This window comes from Ruegeria sp. BJ3 (assembly GCF_056535665.1).
In genome coordinates this window covers 1,009,977-1,027,802 of the sequence record NZ_JBQFIT010000001.1, presented here as the reverse complement: position 1 = coordinate 1,027,802, position 17,826 = coordinate 1,009,977, and the positions used below count along the sequence as shown (strand labels likewise).

The window sequence follows — 17,826 nt, the reverse complement described above, 5'->3', positions numbered from 1 at the left end:
TCACTTCCTCGGTCTGACCTTTTTGCGCGCTAAATCCTTCGAGCAAAGAAACGATCCCCACGCGCCCATCATTTCCCGGCGTTTTTCGACCTGGTCGGATCGATCATAGGCCTGCTGAACCTTGCTTCCGACTTTGTGGGCCAGCGCGATTTCGGCCATGTCACCATCGAACCGGGTCCGCTCGGCAACCCATGTTCGAAAGGTTGAACGCAGTCCATGCGGTACCGCAGGTTTGTCGCTTTGAGCGTCGAAGTATCCCCGGTTTCCCGATTTCAGATCTGCCGCGTGGATTTTTCGCATGACAGCTGCCAGAGCAGCATCTGAATATGCACCTCCCCGCGGGGCCCAGAACACCAGCGGATTGCCCTGCTCGCGCGGCAGCTCATCAAGCAGGGATTTGAGGCTATCAGTGAGCGGAACCCTGTGCGGCCGCCCGGACGGTGGTATTTTCGAAGACTGGCGCCCGGGTTGAATAACCCAAAGACCGCGCTCGAGATCGAACTCGTCCCAGGTCGCAAAACGAACCGCACCTGTGCGGGATGCAGTTAAAGCCTGAAACTCCAGCGCCCTTGCGCTGGTTCCTTCACGGGCGCGCAAGGCCGCATACCATCGCGGTGCGTCATCAAGCTGCAGCGCGGAGTAGTGCTGACCGCCGGTCAGCTTCGTCGGCGCGGGTAAAACCATGTCAAGATTTCCGCGCCAACGGGCCGGATTCTCGCCGCTTCTGTGTCCCGCGACGGTGGTGTAGTCCAGAACGCGCTCAATCCGCTGACGTACCTTTGAAGCTGTTTCAGTTTTTGTCGTCCAGATTGGCCGGAGTGTCGCCAGCACATCCTGAAGAGTAATATCGGCCACGGCTATTTCGCCGAGCAGGGGAACTGCGTGCCGATCGAGCGAGGCGCGCCACTGTTTTCGGTGCAGGCCGCTGCGAAATTCGACCGCTTTCTCCTGGTCATACAGTTCAACCGCCTCTGCGAATGTAAGAAGCCTGCGCTGTGCGGCCTGTCGCTCGGCAATTGGGTCTGCGCCATGCCGGAGCATATCCCTCGCTTCGCGAGCGTATTCACGGGCTTTGGCCAGCGGCACGTCCGGGTAAGGGCCAAGGCCGGCCTCCCGTCGCCGACCGTTATGCCGGTAGCGAAAGACCCAGGATCGCGCGCCGGTGCCGGTTACCTGCAATGCAAGCCCGGCCACGCCGCCCACTGCGTGTACGCCGGGCCGTGTCAGCCGTTTCACTTCGAGAGATCCGAGCTCTCTGGCACGTTTTGGCAATACTTGCGACCTCTGTTCGAACCGGGAATCGAACTCGACCCCTGGATTCCTACCCCATTCCTACCCGCCCAAACGGATGCAACACATGGCTATTTCATGCGACGGAATGGAACAAGTTAAATCGACCAGGCCCTTGAAATTAATACGAAATGAGACGGATCGCGACAGCGGTATTCAAGTGGTACTCGCCTCCAACTTTTTAGCCTCGCACTGCATCGCTGCTCTCTGGTCCTAATAATAGTCGACTGGAACAGTTTGTTGATACGAAACGCCAAAATACGTGCGGAGATGGTTAGCCCAGCCGAGCTAACCAGTAACTATCGGGCAAGGGTTTAGTCAGCGCAGGAGCACCACCTACGCACTCGATCCATGCAAGACACCTCCGAAACCGCGCGTTTGCGCTGACCGTCCGATCAGACCGCGCTTCTACCTTGCGGAATCACCTCGTACCCCGGCTCTTCCGGTTCATCGTCCTGCATCTCGGCCGGAAAACCGGGCGCGGTAATGCTCAGCCCGGTTGCATCCTCGAGCCGCCGAATGATGTTAGGCGACAGCTCGCGCTCGCCATAGCGGGCGATGGCGTCGTCGAAAATCTTGATCATCAACGGGTTCATCTCCAAAGGCACGCCGGCGCGGTCGGCGACCTCCTGGAACAGACCGATATCCTTTTTCACCAGGTCCATGGTGAAGGAAATATCACGCGAGCCGTTCAGGATCACCTGGCTTTCGGTCTCATGCACGAAAGACGTGCCGGACGAGATCTTGATCGCCTCATAGGTGGTGTTCAGATCCATCCCGGCGGCCGTGGCGGTCACCAGCGCCTCGGCGCAGGTAATCAGGTTGGCGGTGGCCAGATAGTTGGTTAGCACCTTCAGAACCGAGGCCGTGCCCAGATCGCCGGTATGCAGAATACGCCGGCCCATCGTCGTCAGGAACGGCAGAATCCGCTCGAACGTTGCCCGGTCGCAGCCCGCGAAGATCGAGATATTGCCCGTGGCCGCCCGGTGGCACCCGCCCGAAACCGGGCAGTCCACCGCCGCCCCGCCGCGCTCGATCACCATGGCCCCCAGGCGTTTGACCTCGGCCTCGTCAGTGGTGGACATCTCCATCCAGATCTTGCCGTGGGTCACCTCGGGCAGCATCTGCTGCATCACCGCGTCCGAGGCAGCGGGCGACGGCAGGCAGGTGATGACCGCATCGCAATCGCGCATCATCTGCGCCGGGCTTTCACCGGCTTTTGCCCCCTTGGCGGCGAACTCCGCCACAAGATCGGGGTTAAGGTCGTATACCGTCAGGTCGATACCGTTGCGCAGCAGCGACCCCGACAGCTTGCCCCCCACATTGCCCAAACCGATGAACCCGACCTTCATGTTCTGCCCTCCTGCAGGCGCAATTTCGTTGGCCCGAGTATTTCCGTTGCCCACCGACAAAAGAAACGAATAAAAAGTCAGTTTAGATGCAAAAAATTTTGGTGCTGAATGGACCGCCTGCCCAATCCGGCCTGGCTGCGCAGCTTCGAGGCCGCTGCCCGCCACCTGAATTTCACAACCGCCGCGCAGGAACTGGGCCTGACGCAAACGGCGGTGTCGTTGCATATCCGCTCGCTCGAGGCGGACCTCGGGCAGCCGCTTTTTGCCCGCAACGCACGACACCTGTCGCTGACCGAGCTGGGCCAGTCCTATGCGCTGACCGTGCGCCGGGCGTTGTCGGATATCGCGCTATCCACCAACAGCTTGTTCGGCCCCGCCTCGCGACAGGCGTTGACCATCCGGGCGGCGATATCGTCGATGACCTACTGGATCGCGGCCGAGCTGCCCGCGTTCAGCGCGCAGCACCCCGAGATCCCCGTGCGGCTGGTGTCGCATATCTGGAACGACTCGGCCGCGCCTGCCGATGTGGACGTGGAAATCCGGCTGGGTTATGGCGACTGGCCCGGTGTTGCGGCCGACCGGCTGTGCTCGGAGCGGCTGGTGCCCATCTGCCGGGCGCAGGACCCGGCGCCAGACCTGCGCAACGGCCCGTTGATCCACATTCTGGGGTACGAGGACAACTGGGCGCGGTACTTCGAGGCGACGGACACCGACCTGCCCGACCGCCCCGCGCGGCATTCGGCGGATACGACCGTCACGGCGCTGCAACTGGTGATGGCCGGCGCGGGCTACGCCACCGTTCTGGAGCGGTTCGGGCGCAACGCGATCGCGCAGGGCGCGCCGATCCGGGTTGCAGGGCCGGCGATTCCCTTTGCCCAGTCGCACTACCTGATCCGCAGCGTCAGCGCGGCGCCTCCGTCCATCCCCGCCCAGTTGTTCCTCGCGTGGTTGCGCGACCGATTGGCCGGTGATGCCGCGGACTGACCCCGGCAAGTCGCTTTTTCGATCCGACGCAAAGCACTTGCCCCTGCGCGCTTGACAACCCCCCTGCCCGTACCGCATGTCGCTTGCGTTGGTGTCTGTGCAAACAGATGAAAAGGGAATGCGTCAGCGGTTTTCCGTCAAACGCAGCCGCCCCCGCGACCGTGACCGGAGAGGGTGCCCAAATGCCACTGGCCGCAGGCCGGGAAGGCGGGACATCCGACAGAGCACTGCTCTGACATCCGCAAGCCGGGAGACCTGCCAACGCCCGAAGACAAACCGGACGGGGTGTTCCGGTGTCGGGCCCATGTCCGCAACGTGGCCCGCGCATACCCCGTCCCCCGACAACCGAGTGATGGGGATGAGAGACGTGACCGAGACCACACCAGTCGAGCTGCTGGTCTGCACCACCTGCCGACGCGGGCTGCCCATCGAGGACGACGCCCAGCGCCCCGGCACGCTGCTGCACAAGGCGCTGGCCGCCGCCGACCTGCCCGAAGGCATCACCCTGAAGCCGGTCGAATGCCTGTCGAACTGCGACCAGGGCTGCTCGATCGTTCTGCGCGGCGGGCCGTCGCGCTGGACCTTCGTCTATGAGAACCTCAACGAATCCGACCATGTCGAGATCATCGTCGAAGGCGCCACCAAGTACCTAGCCGCCGATGATGGCCTTGTGAAATGGCGCGACCGCCCTGAACATTTCCGCAAGAACTGCGCCGCCCGCATTCCCCCGATTGGAGCCTGAGCATGAGCACCCTCGAAAAACTTCCCGTCACCGTCATCACCGGCTTTCTCGGCTCGGGCAAGACCACGCTGATCCGCCACCTGATGTCCGAGCCGCAGGGCAAGCGGCTGGCCGTGGTGGTCAACGAATTCGGCGACGTGGGCGTCGATGGCGAAATCCTGAAAAGCTGCGCCATCCCCGATTGCCCGGCGGAGAACATCATGGAACTGGCCAATGGCTGCATCTGCTGCACCGTGGCCGACGATTTCATCCCCACGATCGAGGCGCTGATGGCGCTGGACCCGCGCCCCGACCACATCCTGATCGAAACCAGCGGTCTGGCCCTGCCGAAACCGCTGCTCAAGGCGTTCGACTGGCCCGATATCCGCTCCAAGATCACCGTGGACGGCGTGATCGCGCTGGCCGATGCCGAGGCCGTGGCTGCAGGCCGTTTTGCCCCGAATGTCGCGGTAGTGGACGCCCAGCGCATGGCCGATGACTCGATCGACCACGAAACGCCCCTGTCCGAGGTGTTCGAAGATCAGATCTCGTGCGCCGACATCATCCTTCTGACCAAACCCGACCTGGCCGGCCCCGAAGGCGTGGCCAAGGCGCGCGAGGTCATCGCCGCCGAGGCGCCGCGCCCCCTGCCCGTAGTCGAGGTTGCCGAGGGCGCGGTGGACGTGCGCGTGGTGCTGGGACTGGAAGCCGCAGCCGAAGACGACATGGACGCCCGCCCCTCGCATCACGATGGCCATGACGACCACGAACATGACGATTTCGAAAGCATCGTTGTCGAACTGCCCGAACAGACCGACCCGGCGCAGTTGGTCGCCAAAATCGAGCGTCTGGCAAACGAGCTGAACATCCTGCGTGTTAAGGGCTATGCCGCCGTTCAGGGCAAGCCGATGCGCCTGCTGGTTCAGGCGGTCGGCGCGCGGGTGCGGCACCAGTATGACCGCCCGTGGAAGCCGGACGAGGAGCGCCGCTCGCGCCTTGTTGTCATCGCCGAGCATCACGACATCGACGAGGCTGCGATCCGCGGCATCCTGACGGGCGTCACCGAGGCCGCCGAGTAAGCACCGATGCACGTCGTCTTTCGCGAAAGCCACGGGCTCGAGGAAACCGAGACCCCGACCGATCTGGGCCAGAGCCCAGCGGATCTGGTGGTGCTGTCCTTTTCGGACAGCGATCTGGGTGCCTTCGCAGCCGGATGGCATCGCGGCGGCGGGCCCGAGGGGCGGATGCCCTCGTTGCGGCTGGCCAACCTGACGGCGCTGAAACACCCGCTGTCGGTCGATACCTATGTCGAACAGACGCTGGAGGGCGCCAAGGGCATCCTGATCCGGCTGATCGGCGGCGTGCCCTACTGGCCCTACGGGTTGCAGCAGGTGCTGGCGCTGGCGCAGGCCAAGGGCATCGCGCTGGCGGTTCTGCCCGCCGACGGGCGCGAGGATACGCGGTTGGACGATTATTCCACCCTGCCGGTCTCGACCCTGCGGCGGCTGGCGCATCTGTGCGATACCGGCGGCGAAGTGGCAGCCCAGGCGGCTCTGGCGCAGATGGCGCTGGCAGCGGGGCTGTATGCCGGGCCGGTGATGGGGGCCAAGACACTACCCGACTGCGGCGCGTGGTGCCCGGATCGCGGCGTGATCGCGCCCGAGGACGCCTTCGCAGGCCAAGGCCGGCGCATCATCGTAACCTTCTACCGCGCCTACCTGACCTCAGCCGATACCGCGCCGGTCGCGGCGCTGATCCGGGAAATCCGCGCGCGGGGTCATCAGGCGGTGGGGCTATTCGCACCCTCGCTCAAGGCGCCTACGGCGGCTGAGTGGTTGGCCGAGAATATCCCCGCGATGACGCCCTCGGCGATCATCAATGCCACCTCGTTTTCGGGCAAAGGCGCGTCGGGCACATCGCCCTTGGACGTGGCGGGCGTGCCGGTGTTTCAGGTCGCGCTGGCCACTTCGCGCCGCAAGGCGTGGGCCGAGGCCGAACGCGGCCTGTCGCCTGCCGATCTGGCCATGCATGTGGTGCTGCCCGAAGTGGACGGGCGCATCTCGGCCGGTGTCGCCTCGTTCAAGGAACCGGGCAAGCGCGACCCGCATCTGGAATATTCCCGCTTTGCCCACCGGCCCGAGCCGGACCGGATCACCGCCATCGTCGACCGGGCGATGGCCTGGGTGGACCTGGCCGAGAAACCAAAGGCGCAACAGGTACCCGCGCTGGTTTTGTCCACCTATCCCGGCAAGGACTGGCAGATGGCCCATGCGGTGGGGCTGGACGCACTGGCCTCGGCCGAGGCGATCCTGTCCGACCTGCAAGGCGCGGGGTATGACACCGCCCCCGCCGAACCGATTGCCGAAACGCTTCTGGACGCCCGGATTTCATGGTCGGTCGATGCTTACCGCGCAGCGCTGGCACAACTGCCCGAGGCGTTGCGCGCCGATCTGGACACCGTCTGGGGCGCGCCCGAGGACGACCCGACCTGCGCCGATGGGGCCTTCCACTTCACCGCGCTTCGGCGCGGCAGGGCGTTGGTGGCGCTGCAGCCCGAACGTGGCGTGCCCGAGCTGCGTGACGACGAATATCACGACCTGTCGCGCACGCCCCGTCATGGTTATGTGGCCTTCTACCTGTGGCTGCGGCACGGGCTGGGGGCGGACGCGCTGATCCATGTCGGCGCCCACGGAACGCTGGAGTGGCTGCCGGGCAAATCGGTGGCCCTGTCGGCCGAATGCTGGCCCGAGGCGCTGATCGGCGATCTGCCGGTGATCTATCCGTTCATCGTGAACGACCCGGGCGAAGCCGCGCAGGCCAAGCGCCGGGTCGGGGCCGTGACGCTGGGCCACATCCCGCCGCCGATGAAGCAGAGCAGCACGCCCGACCGCATGGTGCGGTTGGAATCGCTGCTGGACGAGTTCTCGAACGCCGACGGGCTGGACCCCAAGCGGCGCGACCGGCTGCAGGCCGATATCCGTGACGAGGCCCGCGCCATCGGGCTCGAGGCCGATCTGGGGCTGGATCAGGCCACCAGCACCGCCGAGGCGATCACCCGCATCGACCGTTTCGTCTGTGACATCAAGGAAAGCCAGTTCGGCGACGGCCTGCATGTCTTTGGCCGCGCGCCGCAGGTTGCGGGCAATTTTGACACCGCCGCTTCGGCACGGGCCGAACGCACGGCATTGCTGGACGCGTTGGCCGGCAAGCGGATCGAGGCCGGCCCGTCGGGCTCACCCTATCGCGGGCGCACCGACGTGCTGCCCACGGGCCGCAACCTGTTCACCACCGATCCGCGCTCCGTCCCCACCCGCGCGGCTTATGCGCAGGGGGTAAAACTGGCCGAAGAACTGGTGCGCCGCCACCTGCAGGAGGAAGGCGATTACCCCAAGGGCCTGATCGTCGATCTGTGGGGCTCGGCCACGATGCGTACGGCGGGCGAGGAATTCGCCATGGCGCTGCACCTGCTGGGCGTCAAACCGGTCTGGGATCCGGGGTCGGAGCGCGTGAGCGGGATCGAGGTTCTTCCGATCACTGACTTGGAGCGCCCACGGCTGGACGTGACCTTGCGCGTCTCGGGCCTGTTCCGCGACGTGTTCCCGACCCTGTCGGCCCTGTTCGGTCAGGCGGTCCGGGCGCTGTCCGAGCGCGACGAGGCGCCAGACTGGAACCCCTACGCCGGCCACGCTCCCGCCGCCCGCGTCTATGGCCCGGCGCCGGGCAGCTATGGGCTGAACATGACCCACCTGTCCGAGACCTATACAGACGAGGCCCGCGCGCAGGCCGGTCAGGCCTGGCTGGACGCCAGCGCCTTCGCCTTCGAGGGCGAGCACATTGCCCACGACCCCGACGGGATCACCCAGCGCGTGGCGCAGGCCGACAGCTTCGTGCACCTGCAGGACCTGACCGAGACCGATCTGTTGCTGGCCAATGACTATGCCACGCATGAGGCCGGATTTGCCGCTGCCAAGAAGCTGACCGGCGGTCAGGCGCAGCTGTACCACCTGGACAATACCCGCCCTGAAACGCCCCGCGCCCGCACCCTGCCCGAGGAAATCAGTCGCGTGGTCCACGCCCGCGCCGCCAACCCCGACTGGATCGCCGGAATGCAGCGCCACGGCTTCCGCGGCGCGGCCGAGATCGCGGCGACGCTGGATCACATGGCCTCGTTCGCACATCTGTCAGGCAGCGTCGCCCCGCATTTGTTCGACCTCTACCACGATGCCACCCTGGGCAACCCCGAAGTGGACGCGTTTTTGCAGCAAGCCAACCCGCAGGCCCATCAGGCTATGCAGGACAGGTTCCGCGCACTTTACGAGGCCGGGTTGTGGAACACCCGTCGCAACTCGATCCGCGCCGATCTGGAGGGGTTGGGATGAGCGCCCCGGTCGTTCAGGGCTGGTGCCCCGGCGCGCATCGCCCGATGATGTCCGGCGACGGGTTGGTGGTACGGGTGCGCCCGCGTCTGGCCCGGCTAAGCGCCGCGCAAACGCTGGGTCTGTGCGATCTGGCCTTGCGGTTCGGCAACGGCACCATCGACCTGACCAACCGCGCCAACCTGCAACTTCGCGGCGTGGCCGAGGCCGACCATCAGGCGCTGCTGGCAGAGCTGTCGGCGCTGAACCTGCTGGATGCCGAACCGGGCATCGAAACCCGGCGCAACATCCTTGTGTCACCGCTTTTCCAACCCGGCGACCTGACCGGGCGCCTGACACAGGCATTGATCGACCGGCTGGGCGATCTGCCCGCTTTGCCCGCCAAGTTCGGCTTTGCGGTGGATACCGGCGCGGCACGGCTGCTGACCGAGGACTCGGCCGATATCCGGCTGGAGCGGGGAGCTTCGGGCCTGATCCTGCGCGCCGACGGGGCCGAGACCGGCCGTTTGGTGACCGAAGATGAGGCGATTGACCGCGTGATCGATCTGGCCCAATGGTTCTCCGAGCGCTTCACTTCTGACACCCGCCGCATGGCCCGGCTGATCGCGGTGCATGACCTGCCAAAGGATTGGCAGGGCCGCGCCCCCGGCCCCAAGGCACCGGCGCTGCAACCCGGCAACAGAGCAATCGGCCCGATCTATGGCGCGGCCTTCGGGCAACTGCCCGCCGCCGAGTTGCGCGCATTGGTCGAGGCCTCGGGCGCCGCCGCCCTGCGCGTCACGCCCTGGCGGCTATTCCTGCTGGAAGGCGGGGCGGCGATCCCCGCCCCGGCCTTCGTAACGGATGGCGCCGACCCTCTGTTGACCACCGACGCCTGCCCCGGCGCGCCATTCTGCCCGCAGGCACAGGCCGAGACCCGCGCCATCGCCCGCGCACTGGCTCCGAGCGTGTCCGGCAGCCTGCATGTCTCGGGCTGCGCCAAGGGCTGCGCGCGCATGGGCGCGGCCGATCTGACGCTGGTGGGCCGCGACGGGCGATTTGATCTTGTAAAACACGGCCGCGCGGGGGATGAGCCCCTCCAGCGCGGGCTGGACCTCGAAACACTGAAGACCATGGACCTGACCTGATGCCCTATGAATACGAAACCGACGGCGCGGCGATCTACAAGCAATCCTTCGCCACGATCCGGTCCGAGGCCGATCTGGCCCGCTTTGATCCGGATGAAGAGCAGGTCGCCGTCCGCATGATCCACGCCGCCGGGATGGTCGGGCTGGAAGAGTTCATCCATTTCTCGGACGGGTTCGTGCGCACCGCCCGCACCGCGCTGGAAAACGGCGCGCCGATCCTGTGCGACGCGCGGATGGTGTCCGAAGGCGTCACGCGCTTTCGCCTGCCCGCCGACAACCAGGTCATCTGCACCCTGCACGACGACCGCGTGCGCCCGCTGGCCGAGAAGATGGGCAACACCCGATCCGCCGCCGCGCTGGAACTGTGGCGCCCGCATCTGGAGGGCGCGCTGGTGGCCATCGGCAACGCGCCCACGGCGCTGTTTCACCTGCTCAACATGCTCGAAGACCCCGACTGCCCCCGCCCCGCCGCGATCATCGGCTGCCCCGTGGGCTTTGTCGGCGCGGTCGAATCCAAGGACGCCCTGTGGGAGGCCCAGCCCGTGCCCAGCTGCATCGTCAAGGGCCGCCTGGGCGGCAGCGCCATCACCGTCGCCGCGATCAACGCCATCGCAAGCCGGGCGGAATGACCATGGGCACGATCTATGGCCTGGGCCTCGGCCCCGGCGATCCCGATTTGATGAGCGTCCGGGCCGACCGCCTGTTGCGCGGCGCGAAACACGTGGCCTATTTCCGCAAGCCCGGCCGTACCGGGCAGGCGCGCAAGATCGTGAACGGGATGATCCGCGACGATGCGGTCGAGTTTCCCATGGAATACCCGGTCACGACCGAGATCCCGGTCACCGATCCGCGCTACAACGCACTGCTGGCCGAGTTCTACGAACGCTGCACCGCGCGCTTGAAAGAACTGGCCGATCAGGGCGAGGACGTGGTGGTGCTGTGCGAGGGAGACCCGTTCTTCTACGGCTCGTTCATGCATCTCTACAGCCGCCTGCGCGACGTAGTGCCCGTTGAGGTCGTCCCGGCGATCACCGGCATGTCGGGCGCTTGGACGGCCTCGGGTGATCCGATCACCTGGGGCGACGACATCCTCACGGTGCTGATGGGCACCCTGCCCGAAGAGGTTCTGGCCGACCGCATGGCGCGCACCGATGCGCTGGTGGTGATGAAGATCGGCCGCAACATCGACAAGGTGAAACGCGCGCTGAAAACGGCGGGCCTGTTCGACCGGGCCTGGATCGTGGAATATGCGCAGATGCCCAACCAGACCGTCCGCAAGCTGAGTGACGCCTGCACCGAGGTCACGCCCTATTTCTCGATCATCATCGTGCATGGACAGGGGCGTCGGCCATGAGCGGCTGGGTCAAGATCGCGGGGCTTGGCCCCGGAAACGAGGCGCTTGTGACCCCCGAGGTCACCGCCGCACTGGCCGAGGCGACCGACGTGGTGGGCTATATTCCCTACGTTGCGCGGGTGGCCGAACGGCCGGGCCTGACCCTTCACGCCAGCGACAACCGGGTCGAGATCGACCGCTCGCAGCACGCGCTGCGCATGGCGGCCGAGGGCAAGCGGGTGGTCGTGGTCTCATCAGGCGATCCGGGCGTGTTCGCCATGGCCGCCGCCGTGTTCGAGGCGCTGGAAAACGGCCCCGACACCTGGCGCGAGATCCCTGTCGAGGTTCTGCCCGGCATCACCGCCATGCTGGCCGCCGCGGCCCGGGCGGGCGCGCCGCTGGGCCATGATTTCTGCGCCATCAACCTCAGTGACAACCTCAAGCCCTGGGCCGTGATCGAGAAACGCCTGCGGCTGGCCGCGCAGGCCGATTTCGCGATGGCCTTCTACAATCCGCGCTCGAAGTCGCGGCCCGAAGGTTTTGTAAAGACGCTGGAAATCCTGCGGCAGGAATGCGAGCCCGAGCGCCTGATCCTGTTCGCCCGCGCCGTATCGCGCCCAGACGAGGCGATCCGCATCGCGACCCTGGCTGAGGCAACGCCCGACATGGCCGACATGCAGACGGTGGTGATCGTCGGCTCGTCGCTGACCCGCGTTATCGACCGTCCCATCGGCCCCATCGTCTATACGCCAAGGTCCACGCCGGAATGAGCCAACCAGTCCAGAACCTGCGGCACGCTTGTCAACTCGACCCGACGGGGCAGCTTGGGCCGGTCGATCATCAGCACCGGGATTCCCAATGCTCGCGCGGCGTCCAGCTTGGCGCGCGCGCCGGTGCCGCCGGCGTTCTTGGACACGACCAGTTCGGTTCGGTGCCGGCGCATCAGCGCCGTGTCGCCTTCAACCGAAAACGGCCCGCGCGACACGACGACGTCGCATTCGGCAAAGGGCAGCGTGCCGGGTTCATCGACCAGCCGCAGAAGATAGTGATGCTGGGGCTGCGCCGCGAAATCCTCAAGATGCATGCGCCCCACCGCAAGGAACACCCGGCGCGGCGGCCCGGCCAGCGCGGCGACGGCGCTGGCGATGTCGGGTACGCGCTGCCACCGGTCGCCGGGGGCAGCCGTCCATTCCGAGCGGGTCAGCGCGGCCAGCGGCGTATGCGTCTGCTGGCAGGCGGCGATGGCATTGCGGCTCATTCGCGCGGCAAAAGGATGGGTGGCGTCGATCACATGGGTCACGCCGGTGTCGCGGATGTGGCGCACCAGCCCCTCGGCCCCGCCAAAGCCATCCACACGAGTGGGCAGCGGTTGCGGCCGCGGGTTGTCGACCCGACCCGCATAGGAATAGGTTGCCGCCACACCCAAATCCGCCACGGCGCGGGCCAATGCGTTGGCCTCGGTCGTGCCGCCAAGGATCAGGAGGTTGGGCATGTCTGAAACTCCGTGGCTGACCATTCTGGGCCTGGGCGAGGATGGACTGGATGGCCTGTCGGCCGCAAGCCGTCAAGAGCTGGAGCGCGCCGAGGTCATCATGGGCCCGCCCCGGCACCTGTCGCTGGTTCCCGAAACCGGGGCCGAACGCATCGCATGGCCGGTGCCTTTCGCCGACGGGCTGCCCATCCTGCAGGGACTGAAGGGCCGGCGCACGGTGGTTCTGGCCTCGGGTGATCCGTTCCGGTTTGGCGCCGGGTCGGTGATCGCGCGCAATTTCGCCCCCGAAGACTGGGTTGCACGGCCGGGGCAGTCGACCTTTTCGCTGGCGGCCGCGCGGTTGGGCTGGCCGCTGGAAAGCACTGCCACCTTCGGCCTGCACGCCGCCCCCCTGACCCGCCTGCGTCCGCATCTGTCGCGCGGCCTGCGCGCCATCGTCCTGCTGCGCGACGGGGCCGCTGTGGCCGAGCTGGCCCGCTATCTGACTGAGACCGGGTTCGGCGATACGACCCTGCACGTGATGGAGGCCCTCGGTGGCCCTCGGGAACGCGCGCGCAGCATGTCCCTGACCGAAGCCTTGCTGGGCGCGTTCGAGCACCCGGTCTGCGTTGCGCTCGAGGTTTCGGGCGACGGGCGCTCGCTGCCGATGGCCTCGGGCAAACCCGACGAGATTTTCGAAACCGATGGGCAGATCACCAAACGGCCGGTGCGCGCGCTGACCCTGTCGGCGCTGGCACCCGCGCGGGGCGAGCATCTGTGGGACATCGGCGGCGGCAGTGGATCGATCGGCATCGAGTGGCTCATGTGCGACCCGTCCCTGACTGCCACCACAATCGAGCCGCGCGCCGACCGCGCCGCGCGCATCCGCGCCAATGCCGACGCGCTGGGACAAGATCGGTTGCAGGTCATCCATGGCCGGGCGCCCGATGCGCTGGACGGCCTGCCCTTGCCTGACGTGGTGTTCATCGGCGGTGGGCTGAGCGACGCACTGCTGGACTGGGTTGCGGCCAACCTGCCCTCGGGCACCCGGCTGGTGGCCAATGCCGTGACGCTGGAAAGCGAAGCGGTGCTGAGCCAATGGCACGCCAAGCTGGGCGGCGACCTGCTGCGGATCGAGCTGGCGCAGGCCGGGGACCTCGGCCCCCGGCGCGGCTGGAAATCGGCCTATCCGGTCGTGCAGTGGAGCGTGACCCTATGATCGTGGCCGGGCTTGGGTTTTCGTCCACCGCGACCTGCGCCAGCCTGCGTGCCGCGTTCGACCGCGCCACTGCGGGACAGGCGGTGAACGCGCTGGCCACCGCCGCCGACAAGGCCGGCCATCCGGCGCTGGCCGAATTTGCCGCCGCTTGCGCCCTGCCCCTGCATTTCGCGGACCCGGCCGATCTGGCCGGGCAACGCACCCTCACCTGCTCGCCCCGCAGCCGCGCCAGTCATGGCACCGGCAGCGTGGCTGAAGCTTCCGCCCTTGCCGCCGCCGGACCGGGCGCGCGGCTGCTTTCACCCCGACAGATCTCGGACGACCGGCTTGCCACCTGCGCGGTCGCCATTGGAGGACAGACATGACCGTTCATTTCATCGGCGCCGGACCGGGCGCCGCCGACCTTCTGACCCTGCGCGGACGCGACATCATCGCCGCTTGCCCGGTGTGCCTGTATGCCGGATCACTTGTGCCCGAGGAGATCCTGGCCCACTGCCCCGAAGGCGCGCGCATCGTGAACACCGCGCCGATGGATCTGGATCAGATCATGTCTGAAATCAAAACCGCCCATGACGCCGGTCAGGACCTGGCCCGCCTGCATTCGGGCGACCTGTCGGTCTGGTCGGCGATGGGCGAACAGATCCGGCGCCTGAAACAGATGGGTATTCCCGTCAGCGTGACCCCCGGCGTTCCGTCCTTTGCCGCCGCCGCAGCCGCTTTGGGCACCGAACTGACCCTGCCCGGGCTGGCGCAATCGGTGGTGCTGACGCGGACCCCGGGGCGCGCCTCGTCCATGCCCGAGGGCGAAACGCTGGAAAACTTCGCCCGCACCGGCGCGACGCTGGCCATTCACCTGTCGATCGGCAATCTGGACAAGGTTGTGGCCGACCTGACCCCCGCCTATGGCGCCGATTGCCCGGTGGCCGTGGTGTACCGCGCAAGCTGGCCGGACGAGCGGATCATCCGCGCGACGCTGGGCACGTTGAAGGACTCGCTGGACGAGAGCATCTCGCGCACCGCGCTGATCCTGGTCGGGCCGGCGCTGGCCGGTGAAGGCTTCGACGAAAGCTGTCTGTATTCAAAGACTTATGACCGTCGCTATCGCCCGCAAAGCGCCGACAGCCCGTGGTCAAGCTGGAGTCACGGAGATGACTAACCCGCCCGGAGTGCTGATCTCGGCCCCATCCTCGGGGACGGGCAAGACCACGGTGATGCTGGGCCTGCTGCGCGCGCTGGCCGAGGACGGGCTCACGGTGCAGCCCTTCAAGAGCGGTCCCGACTACATCGACCCGGCCTTTCACCGGGCGGCGGCGGGGCGGGCCTCGTTCAACCTGGACAGCTGGGCGATGGGCGCGCCGTTGCTGGGCGCGATTGCGGCGCAGGCCAAAGGCGCCGACATCGTGGTGGCCGAAGGGTCGATGGGCCTGTTCGACGGGGTCGCCAAGCCGGGCGAGCTGGGCCATGGGTCCAGCGCCGAGACCGCGCTGCGCATGGGCTGGCCGGTGGTTCTGGTGCTGGACGTGGGAGGCCAGGCGCAATCGGCCGCAGCAACGGCGCTGGGGTTCCGGATGTACAACCCCGACCTGCCCTTTGCCGGTGTGATTCTGAACCGCTGCGCCAGCCCGCGCCACGAACGCCTGACCCGTCTGGGGATGGAGCGCGCGGGCCTGCCGGTTCTGGGCGTTTTGCCCCGGCGCGGCGACCTGACCCTGCCCGAGCGGCATCTTGGCTTGATCCAGGCGGTCGAGCACCCCGATCTGGAAAGCGCAATTGCCGGCTACGCGGCCTTTCTGCGCGAACATGTGGATCTGGAAGCTATCAAGCGGGCGGCCTGCTCTGGCCCGATGGGGCCGTCGTCGGCCGCGCTGCCGCGCCCTCCGGCGCAACGGATCGCACTGGCCCGGGACGCGGCGTTTTCCTTTACATATCCGCATCTTCTGGAAGGCTGGCGAGCGGCCGGGGCCGAGATTCTGCCGTTTTCTCCGCTGGCGGACGAGGCGCCGGCCCCGGATGCCGATCTGGTCTGGTTGCCCGGCGGGTACCCCGAACTGCACGCCGGAACCCTGGCTGCAGCAGAGCGGTTCTTGACCGGCTTGCGCAAACATGCCGAAACGCGGCCCGTGCATGGCGAATGCGGCGGCTACATGGCCCTGGGCGAAGGGCTGATCGACAAGGACGGCGCCCGCCACCGGATGGCCGGGCTGCTGGGCCTTGTCACTTCGTACGAGAAGCGCAAGTTCAACCTGGGCTATCGCCGCGCCGAGTTGCTGGCCGACATGCCCGGGTTCTCGGCCGGGACCGCGCTGCGGGGGCACGAGTTCCACTATTCCTCGATCATCGAGCAGCCCGACGCGCCCTTGGCACGGGTTTTTGACGCCGAAGGCGCCGAAGGCCCACAGACCGGATCGCGCCGCGGACATGTCACCGGTACGTTCTTCCATCTGATCGCAGAGGCCAGCGCATGAGCGGTTTCGTTTCCTTCATCGGGTCCGGTCCCGGCGACCCGGAATTGTTGACCCTCAAGGCCGTGGACCGGCTGCAAAAGGCCGATGCGGTACTGTTCGACGATCTCAGCAGCGGGCCGATCCTGAGCCATGCGCGCAAGGAGGCCGACCTTGTGGGCGTGGGCAAGCGCGCCGGGCGGCCCTCGCCCAAGCAGGACCATGTCAGCCGCCTGCTGGTCGAGTACGCCCAGACCGGCCAGCGGATCGTGCGGCTGAAATCGGGCGATGGCGGCCTGTTCGGACGGCTAGAGGAGGAACTGGTGGCCCTGCGCGCTGCCGGCATCGCCTACGAGATCATTCCGGGCATCCCCTCAGCCATTGCCGCGGCTGCCGCGGCAGGCATCCCGCTGACCCGGCGGCTGACCGCGCGGCGCGTGCAGTTCGTCACCGGCCACGATGTCAGCGGGAAGCTTCCCGAGGACTTGAACCTGCCCGCGCTGGCCGACCCGGGTGCGACGACGGTGGTGTTCATGGGCAAGCGCACCTTTCCACTGCTAGCCGGCGCGCTGCACGCGCATGGGCTGCCGCTGGATACCCCCGCGCTGATGGCCGAGTCGGTCTCGACGCCTGAGCAGTCGCTGCACCGGTCCACCGTCGGTGCCTTGGCCGAGCGCCTGGGTTCCGAGATCGGCACCGCGCCGGCGCTGATCCTTTATGGTCCGCTGGCGGAGAGCGACGATGATTGATCTGGTCTTGATCGGGATCGGCACCGGCAACCCGGACCACGTGACCTTTCAGGGCGCGCAGGCGATCCGCACGGCCGATCTGATCCTGATCCCGCGCAAGGGCGCCAACAAGACCGATCTGGCCGGCGTGCGCGAGGAAATCATTCGCAAGGTCACCGACACACCGCCCCAAATCGCCTATTTCGACATCCCCGAGCGCCGGTCGCAGGAAGGCTACCTGCGCGGCGTGGATGAATGGCACGACATAATCGCCCTGCGCTGGCAGGAGGCGATGGCCCGGCACCCTGAGGCGCGCACCGTCGCCTTGCTGATCTGGGGCGACCCGTCGCTCTATGACAGCTCGCTGCGAATCGCGGCGCGGCTGGACCCGCAGCCTAACACGACGGTGATCCCCGGCATCACGGCGCTGCAGGCGCTGACGGCGGCCCATGCCATGCCGATCAACGAGATCGGCGCGCCTTATCTGGTCACCACCGGCCGGCGCCTCCGCGACGAGGGCTGGCCCAGCGCTGCGGATACGGTTGCGGTGATGCTCGATGGCGAATGTTCGTTCCAGATTTTGGACATGGCCGATTTTGACATCTGGTGGGGGGCGTACGTGGGTATGCCCGAGCAGATCCTGATCAAAGGTCCGCTGGCGGATGTGGCCGACGAGATTCTCCGCACCCGCGCCGAGGCCCGCGCCCGGCACGGGTGGATCATGGACATCTACATTCTGAAAAAGCGCGGGAATTGACGCGAAAGGTCGCAAATGGCGATTGCG

17 protein-coding genes and 1 riboswitch are annotated in these 17,826 nt (G+C 66.8%); of the genes, 14 read left to right on the top strand and 3 right to left on the bottom strand.

Translation table 11 applies throughout. The features are described 5' to 3' along the window. The gene (locus ACR3EL_RS05140) at positions 1-1,236 is read right to left on the bottom strand and encodes a tyrosine-type recombinase/integrase (RefSeq protein ID WP_480720698.1); all 1,236 of its coding nucleotides are present in this window, start codon (positions 1,234-1,236) and stop codon (positions 1-3) included. 449 nt (positions 1,237-1,685) lie between these two features. Then, a complete protein-coding gene (locus tag ACR3EL_RS05135; RefSeq protein ID WP_170337747.1) occupies positions 1,686-2,642 on the bottom strand; it encodes an NAD(P)-dependent oxidoreductase in 957 nt (318 codons plus the stop codon). Positions 2,643-2,750: 108 nt separating this feature from the next. Between ACR3EL_RS05135 and ACR3EL_RS05130 the strand changes: the two genes are divergently transcribed. The 8 genes from ACR3EL_RS05130 (at position 2,751) to cobJ (ending at position 11,953) form a co-directional block, all read left to right on the top strand. After that, a complete protein-coding gene (locus ACR3EL_RS05130; RefSeq protein ID WP_170337745.1) occupies positions 2,751-3,626 on the top strand; it encodes a LysR family transcriptional regulator in 876 nt (291 codons plus the stop codon). A gap of 72 nt (positions 3,627-3,698) precedes the next feature. Continuing rightward, positions 3,699-3,903, top strand: a riboswitch (cobalamin riboswitch). An 81-nt stretch (positions 3,904-3,984) separates the two neighbouring features. Beyond that, positions 3,985-4,368, top strand: a complete 384-nt coding sequence (locus ACR3EL_RS05125) for a DUF1636 family protein (protein ID WP_093962591.1) — start codon at positions 3,985-3,987, stop codon at positions 4,366-4,368. Between the two features lie 2 nt (positions 4,369-4,370). After that, on the top strand, positions 4,371-5,426 hold the full coding sequence (gene cobW / locus ACR3EL_RS05120; RefSeq protein ID WP_170337743.1) for a cobalamin biosynthesis protein CobW: 1,056 nt from the start codon (positions 4,371-4,373) through the stop codon (positions 5,424-5,426). 6 nt (positions 5,427-5,432) lie between these two features. Further along, positions 5,433-8,726 carry a cobaltochelatase subunit CobN gene (gene cobN, locus ACR3EL_RS05115; RefSeq protein WP_170337741.1) on the top strand — a complete coding sequence of 1,098 codons (3,294 nt, stop codon included), beginning with the start codon at positions 5,433-5,435 and terminating at the stop codon, positions 8,724-8,726. Then, positions 8,723-9,850 carry a cobalamin biosynthesis protein CobG gene (locus ACR3EL_RS05110; protein WP_480720694.1) on the top strand — a complete coding sequence of 376 codons (1,128 nt, stop codon included), beginning with the start codon at positions 8,723-8,725 and terminating at the stop codon, positions 9,848-9,850. The genes cobN and ACR3EL_RS05110 overlap by 4 nt, the downstream gene beginning before the upstream one ends. Next, positions 9,850-10,479, top strand: coding sequence for a precorrin-8X methylmutase (locus ACR3EL_RS05105; protein ID WP_170337738.1), 630 nt, complete (start codon positions 9,850-9,852; stop codon positions 10,477-10,479). The genes ACR3EL_RS05110 and ACR3EL_RS05105 overlap by 1 nt, the downstream gene beginning before the upstream one ends. Continuing rightward, positions 10,476-11,204 (top strand): precorrin-2 C(20)-methyltransferase, encoded by a 729-nt coding sequence (locus ACR3EL_RS05100; RefSeq protein WP_170368747.1) that lies wholly within the window; start codon positions 10,476-10,478, stop codon positions 11,202-11,204. The genes ACR3EL_RS05105 and ACR3EL_RS05100 overlap by 4 nt, the downstream gene beginning before the upstream one ends. Further along, positions 11,201-11,953: a precorrin-3B C(17)-methyltransferase gene (cobJ, locus tag ACR3EL_RS05095; RefSeq protein WP_170337734.1), complete on the top strand. Its 753-nt coding sequence runs from the start codon at positions 11,201-11,203 to the stop codon at positions 11,951-11,953. The genes ACR3EL_RS05100 and cobJ overlap by 4 nt, the downstream gene beginning before the upstream one ends. Here the strand turns inward: cobJ and ACR3EL_RS05090 are convergent. After that, a complete protein-coding gene (locus ACR3EL_RS05090) occupies positions 11,926-12,675 on the bottom strand; it encodes a cobalt-precorrin-6A reductase (RefSeq protein ID WP_170337732.1) in 750 nt (249 codons plus the stop codon). The genes cobJ and ACR3EL_RS05090 overlap by 28 nt on opposite strands. Here ACR3EL_RS05090 and cbiE point away from each other — a divergent pair. Genes cbiE through cobF form a run of 6 tightly spaced genes read left to right on the top strand, consistent with a single transcriptional unit; the run spans position 12,674 to position 17,799 of the window. Next, positions 12,674-13,873, top strand: a complete 1,200-nt coding sequence (cbiE, locus tag ACR3EL_RS05085) for a precorrin-6y C5,15-methyltransferase (decarboxylating) subunit CbiE (RefSeq protein WP_480720691.1) — start codon at positions 12,674-12,676, stop codon at positions 13,871-13,873. The two genes, ACR3EL_RS05090 and cbiE, sit on opposite strands and share 2 nt — an antisense overlap. Then, a complete protein-coding gene (locus tag ACR3EL_RS05080) occupies positions 13,870-14,238 on the top strand; it encodes a cobalamin biosynthesis protein (RefSeq protein WP_170339400.1) in 369 nt (122 codons plus the stop codon). Before cbiE ends, ACR3EL_RS05080 begins: the two co-directional genes overlap by 4 nt. Next, the gene (cobM, locus tag ACR3EL_RS05075; RefSeq protein WP_480720689.1) at positions 14,235-15,029 is read left to right on the top strand and encodes a precorrin-4 C(11)-methyltransferase; all 795 of its coding nucleotides are present in this window, start codon (positions 14,235-14,237) and stop codon (positions 15,027-15,029) included. The genes ACR3EL_RS05080 and cobM overlap by 4 nt, the downstream gene beginning before the upstream one ends. Continuing rightward, entirely contained in the window at positions 15,022-16,338 is a 1,317-nt protein-coding gene (locus ACR3EL_RS05070; protein WP_480720688.1) for a cobyrinic acid a,c-diamide synthase CobB, read from the top strand. The genes cobM and ACR3EL_RS05070 overlap by 8 nt, the downstream gene beginning before the upstream one ends. Next, positions 16,335-17,063, top strand: coding sequence for a uroporphyrinogen-III C-methyltransferase (gene cobA / locus ACR3EL_RS05065; protein ID WP_170337724.1), 729 nt, complete (start codon positions 16,335-16,337; stop codon positions 17,061-17,063). Before ACR3EL_RS05070 ends, cobA begins: the two co-directional genes overlap by 4 nt. Continuing rightward, positions 17,056-17,799, top strand: a complete 744-nt coding sequence (gene cobF, locus ACR3EL_RS05060) for a precorrin-6A synthase (deacetylating) (RefSeq protein ID WP_170337722.1) — start codon at positions 17,056-17,058, stop codon at positions 17,797-17,799. The genes cobA and cobF overlap by 8 nt, the downstream gene beginning before the upstream one ends. Positions 17,800-17,826: the final 27 nt, after the last annotated feature.

What these genes read in the sequence shown, in the direction of transcription:
- cobN (WP_170337741.1), top strand. Translation starts at nt 5,433, where the DNA reads ATGCACGTCGTCTTTCGCGAAAGCCACGGGCTCGAGGAAACCGAGACC.
- cobF (WP_170337722.1), top strand. Translation starts at nt 17,056, where the DNA reads ATGATTGATCTGGTCTTGATCGGGATCGGCACCGGCAACCCGGACCAC.
- ACR3EL_RS05090 (WP_170337732.1), bottom strand. Translation starts at nt 12,675, where the DNA reads ATGCCCAACCTCCTGATCCTTGGCGGCACGACCGAGGCCAACGCATTG.
- cobA (WP_170337724.1), top strand. Translation starts at nt 16,335, where the DNA reads ATGAGCGGTTTCGTTTCCTTCATCGGGTCCGGTCCCGGCGACCCGGAA.
- ACR3EL_RS05070 (WP_480720688.1), top strand. Translation starts at nt 15,022, where the DNA reads ATGACTAACCCGCCCGGAGTGCTGATCTCGGCCCCATCCTCGGGGACG.
- ACR3EL_RS05125 (WP_093962591.1), top strand. Translation starts at nt 3,985, where the DNA reads ATGAGAGACGTGACCGAGACCACACCAGTCGAGCTGCTGGTCTGCACC.
- ACR3EL_RS05080 (WP_170339400.1), top strand. Translation starts at nt 13,870, where the DNA reads ATGATCGTGGCCGGGCTTGGGTTTTCGTCCACCGCGACCTGCGCCAGC.
- cobW (WP_170337743.1), top strand. Translation starts at nt 4,371, where the DNA reads ATGAGCACCCTCGAAAAACTTCCCGTCACCGTCATCACCGGCTTTCTC.
- ACR3EL_RS05105 (WP_170337738.1), top strand. Translation starts at nt 9,850, where the DNA reads ATGCCCTATGAATACGAAACCGACGGCGCGGCGATCTACAAGCAATCC.
- ACR3EL_RS05135 (WP_170337747.1), bottom strand. Translation starts at nt 2,642, where the DNA reads ATGAAGGTCGGGTTCATCGGTTTGGGCAATGTGGGGGGCAAGCTGTCG.
- ACR3EL_RS05100 (WP_170368747.1), top strand. Translation starts at nt 10,476, where the DNA reads ATGACCATGGGCACGATCTATGGCCTGGGCCTCGGCCCCGGCGATCCC.
- cbiE (WP_480720691.1), top strand. Translation starts at nt 12,674, where the DNA reads ATGTCTGAAACTCCGTGGCTGACCATTCTGGGCCTGGGCGAGGATGGA.
- ACR3EL_RS05130 (WP_170337745.1), top strand. Translation starts at nt 2,751, where the DNA reads ATGGACCGCCTGCCCAATCCGGCCTGGCTGCGCAGCTTCGAGGCCGCT.
- cobM (WP_480720689.1), top strand. Translation starts at nt 14,235, where the DNA reads ATGACCGTTCATTTCATCGGCGCCGGACCGGGCGCCGCCGACCTTCTG.
- cobJ (WP_170337734.1), top strand. Translation starts at nt 11,201, where the DNA reads ATGAGCGGCTGGGTCAAGATCGCGGGGCTTGGCCCCGGAAACGAGGCG.
- ACR3EL_RS05110 (WP_480720694.1), top strand. Translation starts at nt 8,723, where the DNA reads ATGAGCGCCCCGGTCGTTCAGGGCTGGTGCCCCGGCGCGCATCGCCCG.